Raw genomic sequence first — 20,240 nt, 5'->3', positions numbered from 1 at the left:
ACGTGACGAGTCGCAGCGAAACGATCGAGCGAAGGTACTGGCATGGGGACGAAGAGGAAGTGGGACCACGCGCGGATCGAGAATTTTCAGAAGGCACTCCTCGACGCGTTTCCGAACCGTTCCGCGCTCGAACAGCTGGTCTGGTACGGTCTCGGCGAGCAGCTCGATTCGCTCACGTCCGAAAGGAGCCTGCAGACCGCCGTCTTCGAGCTCCTCAAGTGGGCGAGGGCGCAAGGGAGGCTCGACGCGCTGCTCGATCAGGCCCGCCGAAAGAACCCCGATAACCCGGAGCTCCGCGCCTTCGTCGAGGAGAAGGTCCCGTTCTTTGTGCCCTTCCGCCAGGAGGGACCGCTCCTCGGCCGCGACGCGGATCTCGAGCAGCTTCACCATGTCTTGACGAACGGCATCGCTGGCACCCAGCGCGCGGCGCTCGTCGGAATGGGTGGCGTCGGCAAGACGCAGCTGGCCCTCGAGTACGCCCACCGTTACCGGAACGATTACCCGGGAGGTGTCTACTGGGTGAACGCGGCGGCGCCCCTCGTGGCCGAGCTCGCGAGCCTCGCGGAGAGGCTCGATCTCAGCGATGACGCCACCTCCGAGGCGGAGCGACCCGGACGCAGGGTGCGCGCCTTCGAGCAGCACCTCTCGGACAACCCCGGCGCGCTGGTGATCTTCGATAACATCGTGGATCCGCTGGCGCTCCGCAAGGCCGCGGCCGGCATCGTCCCCTGGGAGCTGCCGTGTCGGCTTCTCGTCACGACGCAGCGGAACGACCCCGACGCGGGCTTCGAGACGGTGGCGCTTAGGGAGCTTCGCGAAGACGACGCCGTCCGTCTGTTGCTCTCCAGCCACGCGCGGCGGAGCCTCCTCGAATGCGAGCGCGGGGAGGAACGCGGCGTGGCGCGGGCGATCTGCCGCGCGCTGGGACACCTTCCGCTGGCGATAGCCCTGGCGGCGGCGTACCTCGGCAAGTCGCCCGGTCTACCGCTCTCCGACTACTTCGCGCGATTGCGCGACGAGGGAGCGCTGGTCACGGCGGACGCCTCGAGGGGATCCGCGTTCCGCTCCACGCTTCAGAACGAGGCGATGGTGACGGTCACGCTGCGAGCCCAGTGGAATGCGATCGCCCGCGCCGAGGCCCATGAGGTGCTCAAGGCAGCGGCGCTGATCCAGCGCGCGGCGCACGTGTCGTGGGCAACGCTCGCGCACCTCACGGGGCTGTCGAACAAGGCGAAGATCGGTCACATCGCGGCGCTCGAGGAGGCGCTGAACGAGCTCTTCGCGTGGTCGCTCGCCGAAGACGCGTCCCACGGGGGGGCGCCGGGCGACAGGGCGATTCGGTTGCACCCGCTCGTGCGGGACTTCGCCTTGAGGCAGATCCACGACCAGGGGAGGTTCGCCGCGAGCTGTGCGCGACGGCTCGGCAAGGCGCTCGGGGATATCGGCCGGATCGAGGCGGAGGTCCGAGAGCGGGGGCTCGACGCCGTCCTTGCCGATCTGCGCCTGGGCGAGGCCCTTGCCGCCCCCGACGAGCGGGAGCGTTTTCGGCGGCTGCTGCGCCCGCTGGATCGGGTGGCGCACTGTCTGCGCCGGTGGACGCCCGAGCACGGGGCTGGTTTTTTCCTCCAGCAGGTCCGCAACGTCAGCTTCGAGCTGGACATCGGAGAGGTGCAGGCGCAGGCCGAGGCCGTCCTGCAAGAGCGCGGAGCGATGTGGCTGCGTGAGCGGCTCCGCACCAGCCGCGAGTCCGACGCCCTGGTGCGAACGCTGGCCGGCCACACCAGGTCCGTGTGGGCGGTCGCCCTGCTGCCCGACGGCCTATCGGCCATTTCCGCGTCGCACGATGGGACGCTCAAACAGTGGGACATCTCGAGCGGTTGCGAGCTCCGCACGCTGGCTGGCCACCCTGCGCACGTGAACGGCGTGGCGGTGACCCCTGACGGGCGCCTCGCGGTCTCGGTATCAGAGGACGCCACGCTCAAGGTGTGGGACCTCGCGACCGGGCGTGAGCTCCGCACCTTGCGCGGCCACACAAAGCCGGTGAAGGGCGTGGCGATAACGCCGGATGGGCGCTTCGCCGTCTCGGCGTCGGAGGACGCCACGCTCAAGGTGTGGGATCTCGCGACTGGAAGTCCAGTCCGCGTGCTCTCCGGTCATTCCCACATCGTCAACGGCGTGACGGTGACGCCGGACGGACGGCTCGCCGTGTCCGCGTCGGAGGACTGCACGCTCAAGGTGTGGGATCTCGCGGCCGGCCGCCTCCTCCACATGCTCGAAGGTCATGTCGACGGCGTCCTGGCTGTGGCGGTGACGCCGGACAGTCGTCTCGCGGTCTCTGCGTCGGCAGACAGTACGCTCAAGGTGTGGGATCTGCGGCGCGGCCGAGCGATTGGTTCTCTCGAGGGGCACAGGAGCTGGGTGAACGGCGTTGCGGTGACCTCGGACGGTCGCTGCGCGGTCTCCGCGTCGTCGGACAACACGCTGAAGGTCTGGGAGCTGTCGAGCGGACGAGCGCTCCACACGCTCGAGGGGCACGCTGAGCCCGTGACCGCGGTGGTGGTGACGCCGGATGGTCGTCTCGCGCTGTCCGCGTCCCATGACAACACCCTGAAGGTGTGGGAGCTGTCGCGCAGCCGCGAGGTCCGTGCCCTCGAGGGGCACGCGGCCGAAGTGTCGGGGATCGCTGTGACGGCCGACGGACGTTGGGCGGTCACCGCTTCGTGGGACCGCACGTTGAAGCTCTGGGAGCTATCGACCCGCCGCCTCGTGCGCACCCTGGAAGCCCACGCTGCGCTCGTGATGCGGGTCGCTGTGACGCCCGACGGGCTCTTTGCGATCTCGGCGTCGGAGGACAAGTCGCTTGGCGTCTGGGAGCTCTCCACCGGCCAGCATCGCTCGCTCGCCGGCCACACGTGGGGTGTGACGGGGGCGGCGGTGACGTCCGACGGGCGCTTCATGGTCTCGGCGTCGCGCGATGGGTCGCTCAAAATCTGGGAGCTCTCGACCGGCCTTGAGCTGAAGACGCTCACGGGGCACGCCGCCGGCGTGAACGCAGCGGCGGTGACGCCCGACGGGCGCCTCGTCATCTCCGCGTCGGAGGACAAGTCGCTCATCGTGTGGAGCCTGTCGAGCGGAGCTGCGTTGTTCGAGCTCCTCGGGCACACGGCGAGCGTGACCGGGGTGGCGGCGACGTCGGACGATCGCTTTGTCATCTCGGCGTCGGAGGACATGACGCTCAAGGTGTGGAACCTCGAGACGCGGCAGGAGGCGTGCACGCTCAGAGGCCACACGGCGATCGTGACCGGCGTGGCCGTGACCCTCGATGGCCGATTGGCGATCTCGACGTCGGAGGACACCACCCTCCGCGTCTGGGATCTCTCGGAAGAGCGCTGCATCGCCTTGGTCGAGGCGCACACGCCCCTCCTCAGCTGCGCGATCACCCCGGACGGCCGCACGTTCCTCGCCGGCGATGGCGCGGGCGGGCTGCACGTCCTCGACTGGATCGATCCTCCAGCAGACCCGCCCGACGGAGGCGATGCGCCGCCCGACCCGGGGCCCACCGACGAGGTGGAGCGCCGGCCGCGCCCCGCCGCCGCTCCGGCGATGCCGTCGCAACGACGTTCCAGGGCAGCTCTCCTGCGAGATGCGTCGCTCAAAGACGGCGCCGGCGACAAGCTGGCCAAGGGCGGAAAGCGAGCTGCCCCGCCGGGGCGCGAGCTCTCGGCAGACGAGGTGCGAGCCCGTGTCATGCAGGCGATGCGCAGCGACAGCGATCTCGATGCCTTTTGTTCCGACCACTTCCCCTATGTCTATGAACGGTTCACGAACGGGATGGATCGCGTCGCGAAGGTCACGTGCCTGCTCAATCACGCGGCGCGAAGGCTCATCATCGAGGCCTTGCGGAAGCGTCGCCCGAAGAAATGAACGAGGGCAGCGAGGGGCGACGGCGCGAAGCGCCCGAGGACGGCCGCCCGGCGGCGGGAGGTTTCGAGAGGCGCTCTCGGTGACCACGCGACGATCGAGGGGCGGCACATCGCCCATCGCCCCAGTGGACGCTATCTCTTGAGCCTTCGCTTGTCGACGTCGACGCCGCGCTTGAACCGCAGCACGGGCGTTTGTCCTTCACGAAGGGGCGAAATCTCGAGCGCGATGCGAGCGAGCCGGAACGCCGCCCCGATCGGCTCTCCGAATGAGAGCGCTTCGTAGAACGTCTCGGCGAACGTTGCCGCTGCTTCGTCGCCGATCGCTTGGCGCATGCCGATAGCGCAGGCGACCTGCCTGACCAGCGCCCCGGCGAGCGGCTCCGTATCGCACGCGTTGAGGACGACGAGCTGCAAGCGGCGCTTGAGGATGCGGATCAGGCTCACGAGCGCCTTCGCCTCTAGAGGCGCGATGTTTCCGTTATCATCCTCGAAAAGGAGCCGCGCTCTGCCGGAGCCGTGGCCGGAGAAGTGCAGCACATGCGGCTCCTCCTCGAGGAGCAACCGCTGAAGCTCGCTGCGCCGGACCGCCCAGCGCGGCGCGATCTCGATCTCGTTGACGCGCCGAGGTTTGCCCGTGCGGAGCCGGTCTGCGATCCGCCGCGCCTCGCGGCTGAGGTCGAGCTGGTCCGTCGATGTCGGGTTGGAGGCGAGATAGAGCAGCTTGATGGGGCCGTCCTCGGCGGGCTTCGCCGTCGCCTTTGGCGATCGTTCGAGGAGCTGCAGCTGCTTTGCGAGCACCTCCGGGTCCGCGTAGTCGAGGAGGATGTTCGTCTTGCGTACCCGGTCCATCCCGTCCGTGAAGCGGCCGCTCGCCTCGGGGAATCGGTCGCCGGCGAAGCTGTCGAGATCGGCGTCGCTCCGAAGGAGCCGTGTGATGCGTGCGCGTAGATCGAGACGGGTCAGCGGCATCGTGGTCGCGAGGAGCTTACCGCGGAGCCCGCGCCGACCGCCAGCGCGCGCGGCTGGCGTCGCGCCGCCCGCGCTTCGTCGGATGGCGCACCAGCGCGCCGGTCAGCGCTTGGAAAGGAAGTCGCGGATGGCGCCGAAGTAGGCCGGCGCGAAGAGGAGGATATCGTTGTGCCCGGCGCCGTCGATGAGGTGCAGGGCTTTCCTCTCGTGGGGGACGGCCGCGTGGTTCTCGCGGGCGTGGTCCGGCGGGAGCAGCCTGTCGCGCGCGCCGTGCAGGACGAGGACTGGGATCTCGACGTTCCTCAGGAGCTCCTGGTTCGAGAAGCGGCGGTGTGCCTCGTCGCGCAGATCGCCGAGGTCGATCTCGAAGAGGGCGAGCAGGTGCCGCACGTCGCTGAACCCGCTCTCGAGGAGGAGCGCGCCGTACGCGTCGCCGCGGTGCGCGGCGATGCGCGACGCCGGTGAGCTGCCGAGCGAGCGGCCGAAGAGCACCGGCTTCGGCGGCTGTTCGAGGCCTGCGGCGCGGCTCGTCTCGGCGAGCTCGCGCAGGAAGAAGTCGGAGACCTTCAAGGGGTCTTCATGGAGCGAGCGCAGTGTCGGCTGCCCGCCGCTCCAGCCATAGCCGCGGTAATCGACCATGAAGAGGTTGAGCCCGATGCCATGCCAGCCCTCGGCGATGTCGTCGTAGTCGGGGACGGTCTCGCCATTGCCGTGGAACGCGAGCACGGTCGGATTGCCCGGGTCGGACAGGTGCCAGCGCGCGCCGAGCGTCACCCCGGGGGCGACGGGGATGTCGTAGTCCGTCGCGCCGGCGGGTGGGCTCGTGTTCACCTGCCTGGGATAGAAGACGTCGGCGGCGCGAGGGTTTGCGTCGAGCGCGCGAAGGAGCTCGTCGAGCTGGCTGTCGGGGTCGTTCGTCGGCATGGCTCACCGTTCTGCCGCGGTCGGCGGAGATAATGGCGTGCAGGATACATCGTGTCGGGGCCGGATGGTCCGTGGGATGGACGCCCGCGAGGGCGGTGGGGCGGCGGGGAGCCGGGGCGCGCGGCGCGATGGTGGCCTACGCGGTCGCGATGACGCCTTGCACCGCGGGCTCGCCGTACTCGGCGCCGCCGGTGTGCACGACGAGGTTCGGGAGGATCTCCGCCACGCCGGCGCCGTGGGTATGGCCGCAGAGCACCTCGATTCGCCGCTCCGGGTATCGCACGGCGGCCTCGCGGATCACCTCGCCTGTGGCCTTGCAGGTGAAATGGGGGAGCCAATCGTCGTTGGAGATCTGGCCTTCGTGCCAGCAGGCCTCCTTGAACGGGGGGACGTGCGTGGCGACGATGACGCGCCGGTACCGCTCGAGGGCCAAGGGCAGGACGCGGCGCAGGTACTCCGCGGCCTCGTCGCCGAGGCGGTGGAGGGCCTCTCTCCGGCGGCGCCGGCCGAGAGAGGTGAGCTCCTGGATGAGCACGTAATCGTTGAGCATGACGGGCGATCTCTCGTAATTGCCGAGGCGGGCGTCGGCCCAGCCGTCGTGGCCGACGAGGGCGGTGTCCGGGCCGAGCTCGACGTGGGGGATCGACGGGAGCCACCTGAGCCAGGGCGAGGTGGCCGAGAGCTCGGCGGCCATCGTGCGCACGGCGGCGATGCTCCCGCGGTAGAAATCGTGGTTGCCGAGGACGAAGTAGAGCGGGCGCTCGATGGTCTGGGCGACGGTCTCGAGGAGGGGGCGGAGGCTCGCGGCTTCGGCGATGTCGCCGGTGAAGAGGACGGCATCGGAGGCGGTCGCGGCGAGGGTAGCGCAGAAGGCGGTGAGTTCCTCGCGGGAGAGGAAGTTGAGGTGGACGTCGGTCGCCCAGGCGAGGCGGAGCGGGGTCGGCGCGGCCATGAGATCAGGATAGGCGGGCAGGGGAGGGGGAGCCAGCGAGGTGGCGCGATCTCGCATCCCCGTTCCACGTTCCGGCCAGCTGCGCCCCGCCGCGAGGGCTGGGCGCCGCTGCCGATCCTGTGCATTCATGGCGTCATGGCGATAGCCCGCCTGTCCCGTCCGCCTCCAGCGAGTCCGCGAGCGCGCAGCGCGCGAGCCCTGCCTTCTTGGCCTCCTCGCGCAGCATCGCGCCCTGCTCTGCGGCGCCTTTCACGCTGAGCATCGCGCGGAGCTCGATTCCATCGGGGCTCTCCACGTGCTCTCCGATCCACGCCGACCGCATTTGCCCGACGCTGATCGGATCGGCCTCCGGGTCGAGCCCGGCTCTCGTGTCGACGTCGCACATCATCGCGACCGCCTCGGGGAAGGTCTGCCCGCCGGGGGCCGGGGCCTTCGCCTCGGGAGCTGAGCTGCAGGCGGAGAGGGAGGTGAGGAGGAGCAGGGGAAAGAGCAGCTGGGGGCGCATGCTGCCTTCGACAGGAGAGGGCGCCTGGCCTTGGCAGCGATGCCATCGCCCCGGTGCGCCGCCCTCCGGCCACCGGCTACTCCCCCGTGCCCCCGTCCACCGCCGGGACGAGCTCGATATCGACGTTCTGAGGCACGAAGCTCTCGCACTCCTCGTTCATGACGGGCGCGAGCGTCTGCTCGAAGTCGTCGTAGCCTGTCCCCGAGATCTTCACCCACGTCACCCCGGCCGTCCACAGCTCGCAGACGAGCGTCTCCAGCGCTTCGGGAGGAGGCTGCGCGCGATCGACGGCGCACACCAGGTTGGCCTCGTCGAGCGTCTTCCAGGTGGTCGGATCGCTCAGGACGAAGATCGGCTCGTCCGCGGCGCTCCACGCGATGTGAACGGTGGTGTCCGGCGGGACGGTGGCGCCCCTCGCGCGCACGGTGATCGTGAACAGCGCCTGTCTTGGCCCCATCGGACAGCCGCTGGCGTCGCCCGTACTCGATCCGACGGACCCGCCGCCCCCCGCGCCTTTACAGGCGCTCACCACGGAAGCGCTCGCGATCGCCGCCGCGGCGATCGCCGCGAAGACCGTGAGCGATACGATTCGACCGGGAGCAAAAGGAGGGCGTGGTGCCACAAGGGCGACAGGGTAGGGGCGACATGCCAGCAAATCCAGCGTGAGCAAGTTTTTGCGCAGGTGGAGCGCCCTTCTGTGTGCGCGCTGCTCTCGCAGGCGGTCGCGGCGTTCAGGCCTGGGCCTTGAGCTCCGCGATGTCCTTGAGGAGGGCCTGCTCGTGCCCGTCGGGCTTCACCTTCAGGTACGTCCTTCGCAGCACGCCCGACGGATCGATGACGAATGTCGTCCGGTCCCAGTACAGGGTGCCTTTCCACTCGCTCTGCCCGACGCCCGCGGCCTTGAGCAGCTCATGGCGCGTGTCGGCGAGCAGGTCGATGGTGAACGAGAACTTGTCGCAGAAGCTCTTGTGCGACGTGACGTCGTCCTCGCTGACGCCGACCACGGCGATGTTGGCCTCGTCGAAATCGGCCTTGGAGGCCGTGAACGACTTGCCCTGGATCGTGCATCCCGGCGTGTCGTCCTTCGGATAGACGTAGAGGACGAGCCATTTGCCCGCGAAATCCTCGAGCTTCACGGTCTTGCCGTCCTGGTTCGGCAGGGCGAAGCGCGGAAACGGCTTTCCAATCTCGACGCTCATCTTCTCTTTGCCTTTGCTGTGGGCCGGAGGAACGCTTCCCCTGGCCGGTGACGGGTCATGGGATGGGACGGATGGGGCAGCGCGGCGGCGCGGACGTCACGTCGCTGGTCTGGCCTACCCACGCGCGATCTAGCGCGGAATGAGCCCCCGGAACCAGGCCGTCACCGAGGAAGAGGACTCGTCCTGGTGGAGCGAGTCCGGGCCTTCCAGCTCGTCGGCGAGCCCCCCGAGCGGCCCCTCGCTGCGCGGGGGCGGCGAGCTCGGGTGCTCGTCCCCGTGCGCCAGGATCGTGGCGCCCTCCAGGGTGGGCAGCAGGCTCAGGCCGCTGCCGCCGGCGGTCGTCTCCTTCGTGAGCGACTTGAACTCGAGGAGCATCATGTCGATGAGCTCGGCGATCTTCTGCGTCCCGTCGACCGCCCGCGCCGGCCCGCCCTTGGCGCGCTCCACCAGCGAGGCGACGTCGTCCTCGCTCACCGGGCGGCCGTAGCGGTAGAGGAAGCGGGTCAGGTCGCGACCGAGCTCGCGCGCCGACAGGTAGCGAGCCCCCGGGTCGCGGGCGAGCGCGCGGCGGATGATCTGCTCCAGCTCGCGCGGCACATCGCTGTTGATCTGCTGGAGCGAGGGGATCACCGCGTCGCGCACCAGCCGCACCGTGATGTAGTCGGAGTCGCCGAGGAACAAGCGGCGCCCGGCGAGCATCTCCCAGAGGATGATCCCGAGCGCGAAGATGTCGACGCGCTGGTCGACGCCCTGCTCGAGCACCGTCTCCGGCGCCAGGTAGCCGAACTTCCCCTTGATGATGCCCGCGTCGCTCTCGGCGAGCTGGCTCGACGCCTTCGCGAGCCCGAAGTCCACGATCTTCACCTCGCCGTAGCGGGTGATGAGCACGTTGGCCGGGGTGATGTCCCGGTGCACGATCTGGAGCGGCTTTCCGTCCGCGGTCGCGAGCTCGTGCGCGTAGGCGAGGCCCTGGCACATCTTCGCGGCCATGAAAGCGGCGACCTCGACGGTCATCGGCCGGCCGACCTTCTTCTGGTGATCGAGGAGGGCCCTCAGGTCGGCGCCGTCCACGTACTCCATGACGATGAAGTAGGTGCCGTCGCCGACGCCGATGTCGAACACCGACACGACGTTCGAGTGCGAGAGGTGCGCCGAGAGGCGCGCCTCGTCGAGGAACATCGCGATGAACTGCTCCTTCTTGCTGAGCTGCGGCAGGACGCGCTTGATCGCGACCTGCTTCTTGAACCCTTCGATCCCCGCGCTCTCGGCGACGAAGACCTCCGCCATGCCTCCGGAGGCGAGGCGCTTGATGACCCGGTACCGCTGCTGCTCGGACATGCCCTGTCTGTCGTCCTCCCGCCCCGTGCCGCCTGGCCCTCCAGTCTAGCGGCTCGGGGCCCGCCGCGGATCAAATCCACGAGGCGGCACGCGCCCTCGGGTCACCGGAACGTGGCGAGCGCCGCGACCGCCGCGAAGGAGAGCCCGACGAGCGCGGCGAGGGCGAACGCCGACAGCAGCGGCTCCGCCCGCACGGCGGCGAGCAGCCTGTCGCGATCCTCCCTGGACAGCGGCGCGCCATGGGTCCCGTCCTTGCCCTCGCCGCCCGATGCGGCGGCGACGTGCGCCTCCAGGCGGCGCCGCGCGGTCCTGGATCGCAGCGCGAGCAGCAGCACCTGCGCCACCGCGGACGCGGCGAGGACCACGAGGCCAGCGCGCCGCGCATGCGAGGCGCGGGCCCGCTCGCGCGCCTCGGCCGCCGGCATCCCGTCCGCGAGCAGCTCCACGCGCCGCGGCGAGGCGGACGCCGCCGCGGACGTCATCGGCCAGGCCACCGTGCCCGCGCCCTGCTCGTAGGGGTCGCTCGCGACAACGGCCCAGTCCGCCTCCCCGGGCGCGGGGCTGTCCGGGAGCGTCACCCGCCCCGAGAAGAAGCCCGCCCCGTCCGCCGCGAGCGGGACGATCGTCCCGAGCGCACGGCCGCGCGCACCTCCGATCGAGACGTAGGCGCGTGGCCTCGGCGTCGGGGAGATCAACCGGAGCTCGGGCCGTTCGCCATCGAGACCGCCCGGATCGAGCCAGAGGGCTCCCGGGATCACGGGCAGCTTCCCTTCCCAGGTGCCGCTCGCGATCCGTGTCCCTGGCGGTGGGCTCCCCGGGTGGGTCGCGCGGAGCGTGAGCTCGACCGCGTGCGCCAGCGGCTTGAGCGTGAGCTCCGCGGCGCCGCGCGCATCGGCCGCGATCTGCGCCAGACCGCTGCCGCGCCCCTCGAGCTCCGCCCCGACGGCGCTCGCCTCGAGGTGAGCCCCTGCCGCGGGTGTTCCGTCCTGCGTCTCGATCGCGACCCGCACCCGCTCCGGGAACGGAGCCGCAAGGGCACCCCGCGCCGCCGTGACCTGCAGGCGGAGCTCCCCGTGCGCCGCGCCGGGCAGCGCGGTCGCGTGCGCCGCGCCTGGCAGCGCGCTCGTGTCCGCCGCTGCGAGCGGCGGCAGCAGCGGGAGCTGCCGCTCCAGGAGCGTGCCGCTGCCCAGCGCGATCCGCACGGTCACCGGCTCCCGCAGCCCCGCTGGCGCGCGCAGCAGCGCCTCGCCGATGCCGTCCTCGTCGAGCGAGCCGGTCCACCGTTCGAGCGGCGCCCCTGCGGACACGGCGCTCACCTCGATCTGCGGGATCGCCGCCGCATCGTCGGCGCCGTGGAGGCGGCGCACCCCTTCGACGCGGAGCGCCAGCGCCTCGCTTCCAGCGACTGGCGCCCCCCACACCCGCACGCCGGTGGCCATGCGTGGCGAGCCTGGCCCCAGGATCGCGAGGGCTGCGAGCCCGATGCCCAGCGCGGGCAGGACGTACGTCGCTGCGTTGGGCATCGAGAGCATCACTGTCCCAGCATACCTCTCCGTCCTTGCCGCGCGGGCGGGGGCGGCTCCCGTCTGGCTGCTCGCGCGGAGCGCTGGCTTGGCTGAGCCCCTTTGCGTCCGGGCGTCTCCTCCGATAGGAAGCCGCCGATGGCAGCCGACAGACCGGTGAAGCGCAAGCGCAAGGGTTCGGGGACCACGGGGCAGGGCGGTGAGGTCGTGTTGCGGCAGCGGACCGATCCGCGGAGCGAGCGACGCTTCGAGCCGAAGGCGTCGCTCGAGCTCGGCCTCACGATGCTCGGCATGTCCGTCGCGGCGCTGCTGGCCGGGGCGGGTGTTTACGGCCAGTGGTTCCGGGGCGAGGAGGCTGGGGCGCATCCGGCAGCCACGTACCTGCTCCTCGGCGCCTTGCTCCTCGGGGCGGCGGTGGGGCTCTTCGGTCAGTGGTCGATGAAGGCGCTTCGTGTCGGTGATGCCGGGGTGGGGCTGGAGAGCGGGCCTGGCGAGATCGAGCGCATCGGCTGGAACGATGTCACGGGCCTGTTGCTCACGGAGACCGCGCTCACGGTCCAGGGCAGCGGCACGGCGATCGCCATCCCGCTGCGAGCGCACCTCCCGGCGGCCGCGCGCGCGCTGGCCGAGGCGAGGGCGCGTATCCCCGCGCGAGCGGCGGACATCAAGGAAGGCGCGCTGCCTCCGCCCGACGATGCCGCCGGCGAGGTGCGCCCGCTGGAGCCGCCGCAGGTCGCCGGCCTCCGCTGCAAGGCGACCGACAAGCTGATCGCCTTCGAGGCCGACGCTCGCCTCTGCGGCCGTTGCGGCGAGCACTACCACAAGGACGGCGTCCCCCCGCGCTGCACCACCTGCGAAGCGCGCCTGCGCTGAGCGGTCGCCCGCTTCGGATACGGGCCCATCTCGGCGTCTTCGGTGCTCAGCGCACCGGAGTGCGCTTCCGCGCCGAAGACGCCGATCTGGACCCGTCTCCTGTGCGGGCGACCGCTCAGCGCCTGCACTTCGGCGCGAGCGGTCGCCTCCCTGGGCCCCTCTGCGCTACGCCCTCAGATCCCGAATCGCGCCGCGTGCTCGCGGAGGAACGCGATGTAGACGTCCGCCTCCTGGTGCGACGCCACCTCGCCCGACTCGACCGCTTCCTCCAGCGCGCGCTTGATCTCGCCGATCCGCCGCGACGGCGGCAGCCCGAACGCATGCATGAGGGCGTCGCCGATGCCGCTCGGCAGCGGCGGCACCACCGCGTCCTCCGCCTGGACCTGGAGCACCCGCTCGGCGAGCTCGCTGATCTGCTTCAGCCCCTTCCGCTTCTTCTCGGGCCGCTTCGTGGTGATGTCCGCCCGCGACAGGTCGAGCACGTCCTTCAGGCAGCCGCCCATCTCCTTGGCGAACCGGCGCACCGCGCTGTCGGTCCACGACGCGTCGTACTGGCTCGCCCGGAGGTGGTGCAGGATCAGGAAGCGGATGCTGTTCTTCAGCGCATCCTCCTTCGTGAACAGCGGCAGCCGCCGGTCGATCTTGTCGAACATCCGCGCGCCGACCTCGGCGTGACCGAAGAAGTGGACCTCGCCCGTCGGCGAGATGGAGCGCGTCCTCGTCTTGCCGATGTCGTGGAGCAGGGCCGCCCAGCGGACCTCGAGCCTCGGGACGGCCTGACGCACCACCTGCTTCGTGTGCTTCCAGACGTCCTTGTGGCGCCACTCCCCGTCGCCGAAGCCCACCATCGCCTCGACCTCGGGCAGCATCGCGGCGAGGGCGCCCGACTCGAGCAGGGCGTCGAGCCCGGCCTCGGCGTCGTCGCTCATCATGACCCGGTCGAGCAGCTTGCGGACATCGGGCAGGTAGGCGGCGGCCGCGGCCTTGAAGTCGGCGGGTCGCCCGGAGATCACCCTGGACGAGGCGCGTGGCTCGGCGCCCGCTTCGGGCTGCTCGACCTCCGCCTTCTCTGCTCGCTGGACGGCCCACTCGAGGGCCTCCATCGCCCGCTTCGGGCTCGCTTCCTGGGTGAGAATCTCCTGCACGCTGGCCTTCCACACTTTCGAGGTTACGGGGTCCCCCACGGGGCGCCGGCTGGCGCGGCCCGAACGGGGGTTCGCCGGTTTAGAGCCAGCCGCACCTTCGCGCAATGGTTCGTCGCGTTCGTCGCGTTCGTCGCGTTCGTCGCGTTGGTTGCGTCGGTCGCGTCCGTCGCTCGACACGCCGCCGGATGACGTGCGTCCGCAGGCGATGGATGCGTCAGGTGCGGAGGAGCCGCCCCACGTGGTCCTGCTCCCAGGCGAGGGAGCGCTCGTAGTCGCGGAAGAGCCGCTCGCGGGCGAGGAACTGGGGCGGATGGAGCATCCGGCGCCCGTTGCCGTGGCTCGCCGGCATCACGTGGTGGAGCATCTCGTGGTAGATGACGTAACAGATGAAGTAGCGGGGGACCCAGGGCCGGTCGAGCACGGGGTGGATGCGGATCAGCCGCTCGACCGCCGAGTAGCTCCCGAGCTTGATGGTGCGCCGCGGCTTCCGCGCCTTGGTCCGCTTGCCCCAGGTGATCAGCGCGTCGACCCCGCCGCCGAAGTACCCGTGGTTCAGCTTCTGGAACAGGATCAGCAGGTCGTGCGTCCGCCCCTGCGTCGAGAGCGGCGTGCTCACCGGCCGGCTCGCCCGGATGCGGTGGCCGTTCTCGTCGATGTACTGGCCGACAACGAGCGAGGCGGCCCGGTCCTGCGTCACGACATACCGGACGAGCGCCTCCTGGACGACCGCCGGCGCATCCAGGAACATGTGGTGGACGCGCGCCTGCAGGATGCCCTCCCGGAGCGAGGAGGAGATCATCTGCCGGTAGTTGTCGGTCACCGAGAGGAGGACCGGCCGCTTCTGGGCCAGCTCCAGCCGCCGGATGAGCGCCTGGCGCGCCCCCTCGTGCACGTAGATGTGCGGCTGGCCCGGCGGCAGATCGATGTCGATCGGATGATGACGGGGGTCCGGCACCCGGACGACCGCCCGGGCGACACGCGGCAGCAGGGAAGTACGCGCCGCGCCCTTCCCACCGCTGCGCGACAGACGGCCTGGAGGGGGTTGAGCGAAGGGGAAGGCCATCTGTCCCGCCATCTCAATCCTCCTTATTTGGGCGTATTCTCGGGTGGGATCCTTGTCAAGCGAGCGGCCGAGAACATCGAAATCATTCGGATTTGTGACTATGTAAGCGGGTGGCCGGCCCCACCGGAGGGAGACGGACGGCGCCCCGGCCGCCGCTCGCCGGTGATCTGGATTTCCTTTGCAATTTCATGTGTTTGTAGTGAAGGCCACGAGCGCCTGCGCCTGTCGGGCCGCCTTCCGCCTCGGACGCGCGTCTTCTGCTCCTGCTCTCTCTGCCGCCATGAGAGGGCGCCGTGCGCACCGCCTCGCTCATCGCGAGGCGAGCGCCCGGGGATCGAGGATCTGCGTCATGCGCCAGCGGCCCTGCGCGCGCTGGGAAGGCTCCGGCTCGAGGGCGACGACCAGGGCAGTGCAGAAGCCGCCGGGGAGCAGCGCTGTCGCGCCCCGGCCGGGCGTGTCGACGAGCGTACGGACGAGGTGCTCCACGTTCGGCTGGTGCCCGACGAGCAGCGCGTCGGCGCCGCCTCGGGCGAGCGCGGCGACCAGCGAGCTCGGGAGCCCGGCCTCGAGCGCGAGCTCGTCGCGGAGCTCGACCTCCGGCGCGCCGCAGATGGGCGCCGCGATCTCGGCGGTCTCTCTCGCGCGCGCGAGGGGGCTCGCGAGCACCAGCGGCAGCGGGGCGCCGCCCCGGAGGCGGTGGAGCTCGAGCGAGACCCGCGCCACGCGCTCGCGGCCCTCGGGGGTGAGCCTCCGGTCCGCGTCGCGCCCGCTGGTCGCCCGCTCCTCCGCCGGGCCGTGCCGCATCACGTAGAGGTGCATGGCGTCGATGGCGCCGGCGTCAGTTCGTCTTGCCCGGAGGACGGCGGGCGTCCTGGCCGGACGAGGCTGCCTCGCCGCGACCCTTCGCCTGCGCGGGGGCCTCGGCCGCGGCTCCGCCCTTCGGTCCGGGGCTCGCGGCGCCGTTCGTCGGGGCCGCCCCGCCGACGCGCGAGATGCCGTGCTTCGCGAGGACCATCGACTCGATCTTGTCGAGCACCGCCGGGTGCTGCTCGAGGTAGGTGCGGGCGTTCTCCCGGCCCTGACCGATGCGCTCGCCCTGGAACGAGAACCAGGAGCCGCTCTTCTCGATGATGCTCGCCTCGGTCGCGAGGTCGATGACGTCGCCGCTGTGGCTGATGCCCTGGCCGTAGAGGATGTCGAACTCCACCTCGCGAAACGGGGGAGCCATCTTGTTCTTCACGACCTTGACGCGGGTCCGGTTGCCGACGACCGCCGGCTCCTTGCCGCCCGCGGCGGCCTCCTTGATGGCGCCGATGCGGCGGATGTCGAGCCGGACCGAGGCGTAGAACTTGAGGGCGTTGCCGCCGCTCGTCGTCTCGGGGCTGCCGAACATGACGCCGATCTTCATCCGGATCTGGTTGATGAACATCAGCAGGCACTGCGAGCGCGAGGTCGTGCCGGTCAGCTTGCGGAGCGCCTGGCTCATCAGCCGGGCCTGGAGGCCGACGTGGCTGTCGCCCATGTCGCCCTCGATCTCGGCCTTGGGGACGAGCGCGGCGACCGAGTCGACGACGATGATGTCGACGGCGTTCGAGCGGACCAGCATGTCGGCGATCTCGAGCGCCTGCTCGCCGTAGTCGGGCTGGGAGATGAGCAGCTCGTCGGTCTTCACGCCGAGCTTCTTGGCGTAGTTCACGTCGAGGGCGTGCTCGGCGTCGATGAACGCCGCCGTCCCGCCCGCCCGCTGGACGGCCGCGATGGCGTGGAGGGTGAGGGTCGTCTTGCCGCTCGACTCCGGCCCGTAGACCTCGACGATGCGGCCGCGCGGGTAGCCGCCGATGCCGAGGGCGATGTCCAGGCCGAGCGAGCCGGTCGCCACGGCCGCGACCTCATCGTGCAGCGTCTGCCCGTCCTTGAGGCGCATGATCGCCCCCTTGCCGTACTCCTTCTCGACGCTGGCGATCGCGAGCTCGAGGGCGGCAGACTTCTGCTTGGTGTTCTTCTCGTCACTCATGCGTACCTCGGGAGGGAGCGATAGGAGGGGGGCAACGGCGGGGGACCGCGGAGGTGGACCCACGACGCGCAGGGCAACAGTTTCCGGCAGCTTTACTGTCCGGTTGTTCAGGAAGCAAGACCCCCGCATCCCGGATAGGACCGAAAACGTCCGAGCAGCGGGCTGGCCCGGCAGGCGCTCTGGAGGGCGGTGATGTCGCGGTCGGAAGCGGTTCCTGGTTGAGGTCGAGTCTCACAACCAGGGCAACAATCGTGATCGTCGCACACCAGGAGCACTGGCGGGCTCTTCAACTGTGGGCCACATCTTCCACGTGGGGGGCGGGGGGCGCTTTTTCCCGGGGTTTTCCCTGGGCCGGTACGAGCTCGTCCTGCGGGTGGCCGCAGGCGACGTGGGTGAGGTCTGGGCGGCGCGTCTGAGGCGGGAGCACGGGTTTCAGCGGCTCTTCGCGATCAAGGTGCTTCGCCCGGAGCTCTCGCCCGATCCCGACGCAGTCCGGACATTCCTCGACGAAGCCGCGCTGGCCGCGCGCATCAGGCACCCGAACGTGGTGCCCGTCGTGGATCTGGGCGAGACGGACGGCACGTTCTTCTATGTCATGGAGTGGGTGAGCGGGGAGCCGCTCTCGTCGGTGCTGCGCGCCGCGCGAGGGCGCCCGGCGCCGGTGCTCGTCGCGGCGAGGCTCGCCTACCAGATCTGCGCGGCCCTCGACGCCGCGCACGAGCTGCGGGACGAGGGCGGCAACCCCCGGGAGCTCCTGCACTACGACGTCTCGCCGGACAACGTCCTCATCACGTCCGAGGGGCTCGTCCGCATGGTCGATTTCGGCATCGCGAAGCTCGAGGAAGGGCGGATGTCCGAGCGACGGCCGCAGTCGCTGCGCGGCGACGGCGGGCGCGCTTCGGGAGCGGGCGCGGCGGGCGGCGAGGGGGGCGCGTTCCTGTTCCGGAGCAGCGCGCCGTACATGGCGCCGGAGCACATCCGGGGGCAGCCGTGTGATCGGCGGTCCGATCTCTTCGGGGTCGGGGTGCTCCTCTACGAGCTCCTGTCGGGCGCTCATCCCTTCCAGGCCGACGACAGCGAGAGCACGATGACCCACATCGCGAGCGAGCGGCCTGCCGCGCCGCTGTCGTCGCGGGCGGTCCCGTCCCGGCGCGGGTTCGCGGAGCGCCTGAGCGCGCCGCCGCCGCCCGAGCCGATCCCGCCTGCGCTCGATCGCCTCGTCTCCGAGGCGCTCGCCAAGTCGCCCACCGCGCGCACGGCGACGGCCGCGAAGCTCATGCGCGCGCTCGAGGAGGCGATCCCGGGCGCCGCGAACCCGGGCAACGACGCGCTCGTCGCCGGCTGGCTCGGACAGATCCTGGGCGACGCGTCCCACCTCCGCACGCAGCAGCTGCGCGCCGCGCTCGAGTCGCTCGATCCAGGGGACCGCTCGGCCGACGACGAGGTGGAGCCTCCGCCCGCCCCGCGGCGCTGGCTGCAGGCGCTGCTGGTGTTCGGGGCCGCCGTCCTCGGGGTCGCGCTCGCCGGGACCGCGGCGGTGAGGGACAGCCCGCTCCCTCCCGCCGCCGTCTCCGCGCCGGCCGGGCCGCGTCCATAGGCGCGCCGCCGCGAGCGTCAGCCCGCCCCCACGACGAGCGTCAGCTCGCCCCCACGTCGCCGAGGAGCGGCGACCACGCCGCTCCGGAGATGAGCCAGAGCTGGTGCGACGTCCGCGTCACCGCGACGTGGAGCCGCCGGCGGGCCTCGTGGTTCATCGGGTACGCCGCCGCGGTCGCGTCGGGCACGACGACGTAGTCGAACTCGAGCCCCTTCGCGCTGTCCACGTCGGTGACGTCGATGCCCGGCTCGAACGAGAACGCGCCCTCCAGCACGAGCCTCGCCTCCGGCAGGTCCGCGATCAGCGCGTGGAGCTCCCGCGCGGCGCCTGCGTCCCGCGCGATGACGGCCACCGAGGCGCGGGGCTCCCGCCCGATGAGGTCGCGGAGCGCGCCGGCGAGGAACAGGTGCGCCTGCGCCTCGCTCGGGAAGCGGAAGAGCCCGACCGGCGCGCCGTCCCGGGCCGCGCGCGCGGGCGCCTCGGGCGCGAGCTCGCCGAGGAGCCGCCGCGCGAGCTCCGCCACCGGCCGCGGGCACCGGTACGACACAGCGAGGCGGCAGGTCGCCGCGTCGCCCACGCCGAGCGCCGCCCGCGCCGCGTCCCACCCGGCGAAGCTCGAGGTGGTCTGCTGCGCCTCGTCGCCGGCGAGCGTGACGCTGCGCGTCTCGCCAAGGAGCTTCCCCAGGACGAACAGCTCGAACAGCGAGAAGTCCTCGGCCTCGTCGAGCACGAGGTGCGACCACCCCGCCCCGTCCAGGCCGCGGCGAGCGGCGCGAAGGAAGAGCAGGATCGGCAGATCGTCGACGTCGAGCGTCCCCGCGAGCTCGTCCGGCGTCCCTTCCGCGATGGCGCGGCCGTCGAGCGCCCGCTTCCTCTCGGCCACGGTGATCGAGGCGAGCTGCCGGTCGAGCGGCTCGGCGATCTGCAGCAGGGTGTGCCGGACGGTCTCCTCGACGGCGCTCCTCGGGAGGTCCCCGCCCGAGGCGGCGACGACGCCCTCGAGGAACCCGCGATCCGTGAAGACGTCGGCGAGGCGGCGGCGCAGCCGCGGGAGCGTCGTGTTCGCCGCGGCGAGCCTGGCGAACCGCTCGCGCAGCGCACTGTAGAGCGCCGGGTGGCGCTTGAGGCTGGAGACGAGCGCCGGGGGATCGTCGCACAGGGCGATCGGCTTGCCGAAGACCTCGCGCGCGGTCGCCGACGACCAGGCGTCGAGCGTCTTCACCTGGGCTTCCCCGGCGCCGAGCGGCGAGAGCAGGCGGCGCGACAGCCGCGCGAGGCCCTCCTCGGGGACGACGACGTTCATGGCCGAGAGCGGGCACCGCGCCGGATCGAGCGCGGCGATCCGGGCGAGGCGGTGCAGCGCCACGGTCGTCTTGCCGCTCCCGGCGCTGCCGAGCACGAGGAGCGGCTGCTCGGGGGGCGCGCACACGGCGGCGTACTGGTCGGCGTCGAGCAGGGCGGTGACCTCCGCGGCCTTCGCGTTGTCCGTGGCGCCGGCGCCGACGCCGAGGCTCCCGGGGCGGGCGGCCGTGCCCGCGCCGCCCGGCTGCATGGCGAGCGCCGCGCGCTCCGCGAGGGACCATCGCCCGTCGCCTCGCCGCGTCAGGACGAGGCCGTCGCCCACGATCCGGGTGAGGGCGCCGCGCTCCACGACGACGATGCGGCGCGCCTTCACCACGCCCTCGGCCACGCGCCCCGGGAAGGCCTCCTCGTACTCGTCGCCCTCGCGGTACCGGTAGAAGATCTGCGCCACCGGCGCGACGCGCCAGTCGAGGATGCGCACGTCGGCCGACGGATCCAGGAACGTCGCGTGGCCGAGCAGGTAGTCCTTCGCCCCTTTGCCCTCGTCGACCCGGAGGTGGGCGAGGTACGGGCAGAGCGGGTCGGGCAGCGCCTCCCTGGGCTCCTGCTCGATGAGCCGCTGCCGCACGCTCATCTCGAGGAGCACCGCCGGCAGATCGTCGGCCGAGGCCGCGGCGGCCTCGTCGCGGAGCTCCCGGAGCGCCGCGACGGACCTGAGCTCGCGCGGCGCGCGCCCGGCGACGCGCGCGGCGCGCTCCTGCGCCCTGTCCAGCGCGGCGCGCACGCGCTCGAGGAGCGTGGCCTCTTCCTCGAGGACGGCGCGCGCCTCGACGGGCAGATCAAGCGTGCTCTCCAGCATGATGGGCCTCCTTGCGCCCCTCGCCTCCGCGAGGGGTCGATCTCGATGGGTGAA

Annotated in this window: 16 protein-coding genes; 3 read left to right on the top strand and 13 right to left on the bottom strand. The window is 71.4% G+C overall.

The features are described from left to right. Positions 1-42: 42 nt before the first annotated feature. The gene (locus WMF44_RS32220) at positions 43-3,924 is read left to right on the top strand and encodes an effector-associated domain EAD1-containing protein (protein WP_437293880.1); all 3,882 of its coding nucleotides are present in this window, start codon (positions 43-45) and stop codon (positions 3,922-3,924) included. A 131-nt stretch (positions 3,925-4,055) separates the two neighbouring features. On the opposite strand, the gene WMF44_RS32215 is transcribed toward WMF44_RS32220, so the two are convergent. The 8 genes from WMF44_RS32215 to WMF44_RS32180 all read right to left on the bottom strand — a co-directional run bounded on the left by WMF44_RS32215 (position 4,056) and on the right by WMF44_RS32180 (position 11,342). Beyond that, complete coding sequence (locus tag WMF44_RS32215) at positions 4,056-4,892, bottom strand: CHAT domain-containing protein (protein WP_437293879.1); 837 nt, start codon at positions 4,890-4,892, stop codon at positions 4,056-4,058. 102 nt (positions 4,893-4,994) lie between these two features. Further along, positions 4,995-5,816 (bottom strand): alpha/beta hydrolase, encoded by an 822-nt coding sequence (locus WMF44_RS32210; protein WP_437293878.1) that lies wholly within the window; start codon positions 5,814-5,816, stop codon positions 4,995-4,997. Between the two features lie 136 nt (positions 5,817-5,952). Then, positions 5,953-6,768: a metallophosphoesterase family protein gene (locus WMF44_RS32205; protein WP_437293877.1), complete on the bottom strand. Its 816-nt coding sequence runs from the start codon at positions 6,766-6,768 to the stop codon at positions 5,953-5,955. A gap of 133 nt (positions 6,769-6,901) precedes the next feature. Further along, entirely contained in the window at positions 6,902-7,273 is a 372-nt protein-coding gene (locus WMF44_RS32200) for a hypothetical protein (protein WP_437293876.1), read from the bottom strand. Positions 7,274-7,349: 76 nt separating this feature from the next. Then, positions 7,350-7,730, bottom strand: coding sequence for a hypothetical protein (locus WMF44_RS32195; RefSeq protein ID WP_437293875.1), 381 nt, complete (start codon positions 7,728-7,730; stop codon positions 7,350-7,352). A gap of 274 nt (positions 7,731-8,004) precedes the next feature. Then, on the bottom strand, positions 8,005-8,472 hold the full coding sequence (locus WMF44_RS32190) for a peroxiredoxin (RefSeq protein ID WP_437293874.1): 468 nt from the start codon (positions 8,470-8,472) through the stop codon (positions 8,005-8,007). Between the two features lie 129 nt (positions 8,473-8,601). Next, positions 8,602-9,810 carry a serine/threonine protein kinase gene (locus WMF44_RS32185; RefSeq protein ID WP_437293873.1) on the bottom strand — a complete coding sequence of 403 codons (1,209 nt, stop codon included), beginning with the start codon at positions 9,808-9,810 and terminating at the stop codon, positions 8,602-8,604. A gap of 101 nt (positions 9,811-9,911) precedes the next feature. Beyond that, positions 9,912-11,342, bottom strand: a complete 1,431-nt coding sequence (locus tag WMF44_RS32180) for a hypothetical protein (RefSeq protein ID WP_437293872.1) — start codon at positions 11,340-11,342, stop codon at positions 9,912-9,914. Between the two features lie 129 nt (positions 11,343-11,471). On the opposite strand from WMF44_RS32180, the gene WMF44_RS32175 reads away from it, so the two are divergent. Next, on the top strand, positions 11,472-12,206 hold the full coding sequence (locus WMF44_RS32175; protein WP_437293871.1) for a hypothetical protein: 735 nt from the start codon (positions 11,472-11,474) through the stop codon (positions 12,204-12,206). A 173-nt stretch (positions 12,207-12,379) separates the two neighbouring features. Here WMF44_RS32175 and WMF44_RS32170 read toward each other — a convergent pair whose 3' ends face one another. From WMF44_RS32170 to recA, 4 genes are all read right to left on the bottom strand, one after another. Continuing rightward, positions 12,380-13,351 carry an HDIG domain-containing metalloprotein gene (locus WMF44_RS32170; protein ID WP_437293870.1) on the bottom strand — a complete coding sequence of 324 codons (972 nt, stop codon included), beginning with the start codon at positions 13,349-13,351 and terminating at the stop codon, positions 12,380-12,382. Positions 13,352-13,565: 214 nt separating this feature from the next. After that, entirely contained in the window at positions 13,566-14,426 is an 861-nt protein-coding gene (locus WMF44_RS32165) for a hypothetical protein (protein WP_437293869.1), read from the bottom strand. A 297-nt stretch (positions 14,427-14,723) separates the two neighbouring features. Continuing rightward, on the bottom strand, positions 14,724-15,233 hold the full coding sequence (locus tag WMF44_RS32160) for a SixA phosphatase family protein (protein ID WP_437293868.1): 510 nt from the start codon (positions 15,231-15,233) through the stop codon (positions 14,724-14,726). Positions 15,234-15,252: 19 nt separating this feature from the next. Beyond that, positions 15,253-16,428 carry a recombinase RecA gene (gene recA, locus WMF44_RS32155; protein WP_437293867.1) on the bottom strand — a complete coding sequence of 392 codons (1,176 nt, stop codon included), beginning with the start codon at positions 16,426-16,428 and terminating at the stop codon, positions 15,253-15,255. Positions 16,429-16,720: 292 nt separating this feature from the next. On the opposite strand from recA, the gene WMF44_RS32150 reads away from it, so the two are divergent. After that, positions 16,721-18,025 (top strand): serine/threonine-protein kinase, encoded by a 1,305-nt coding sequence (locus WMF44_RS32150; RefSeq protein ID WP_437293866.1) that lies wholly within the window; start codon positions 16,721-16,723, stop codon positions 18,023-18,025. 40 nt (positions 18,026-18,065) lie between these two features. On the opposite strand, the gene WMF44_RS32145 is transcribed toward WMF44_RS32150, so the two are convergent. Next, positions 18,066-20,186: an ATP-binding domain-containing protein gene (locus WMF44_RS32145; RefSeq protein ID WP_437293865.1), complete on the bottom strand. Its 2,121-nt coding sequence runs from the start codon at positions 20,184-20,186 to the stop codon at positions 18,066-18,068. Between the last annotated feature and the right edge of the window lie 54 nt (positions 20,187-20,240).

Source organism: Sorangium sp. So ce426, from assembly GCF_051475585.1.
Taxonomy (GTDB): Bacteria; Myxococcota_A; Polyangia; order Polyangiales; family Polyangiaceae; genus Sorangium; species Sorangium cellulosum_B.
The sequence above is the reverse complement of the archived record's forward strand: the minus strand, read 5'-3'. Positions and strand labels throughout refer to the sequence as shown.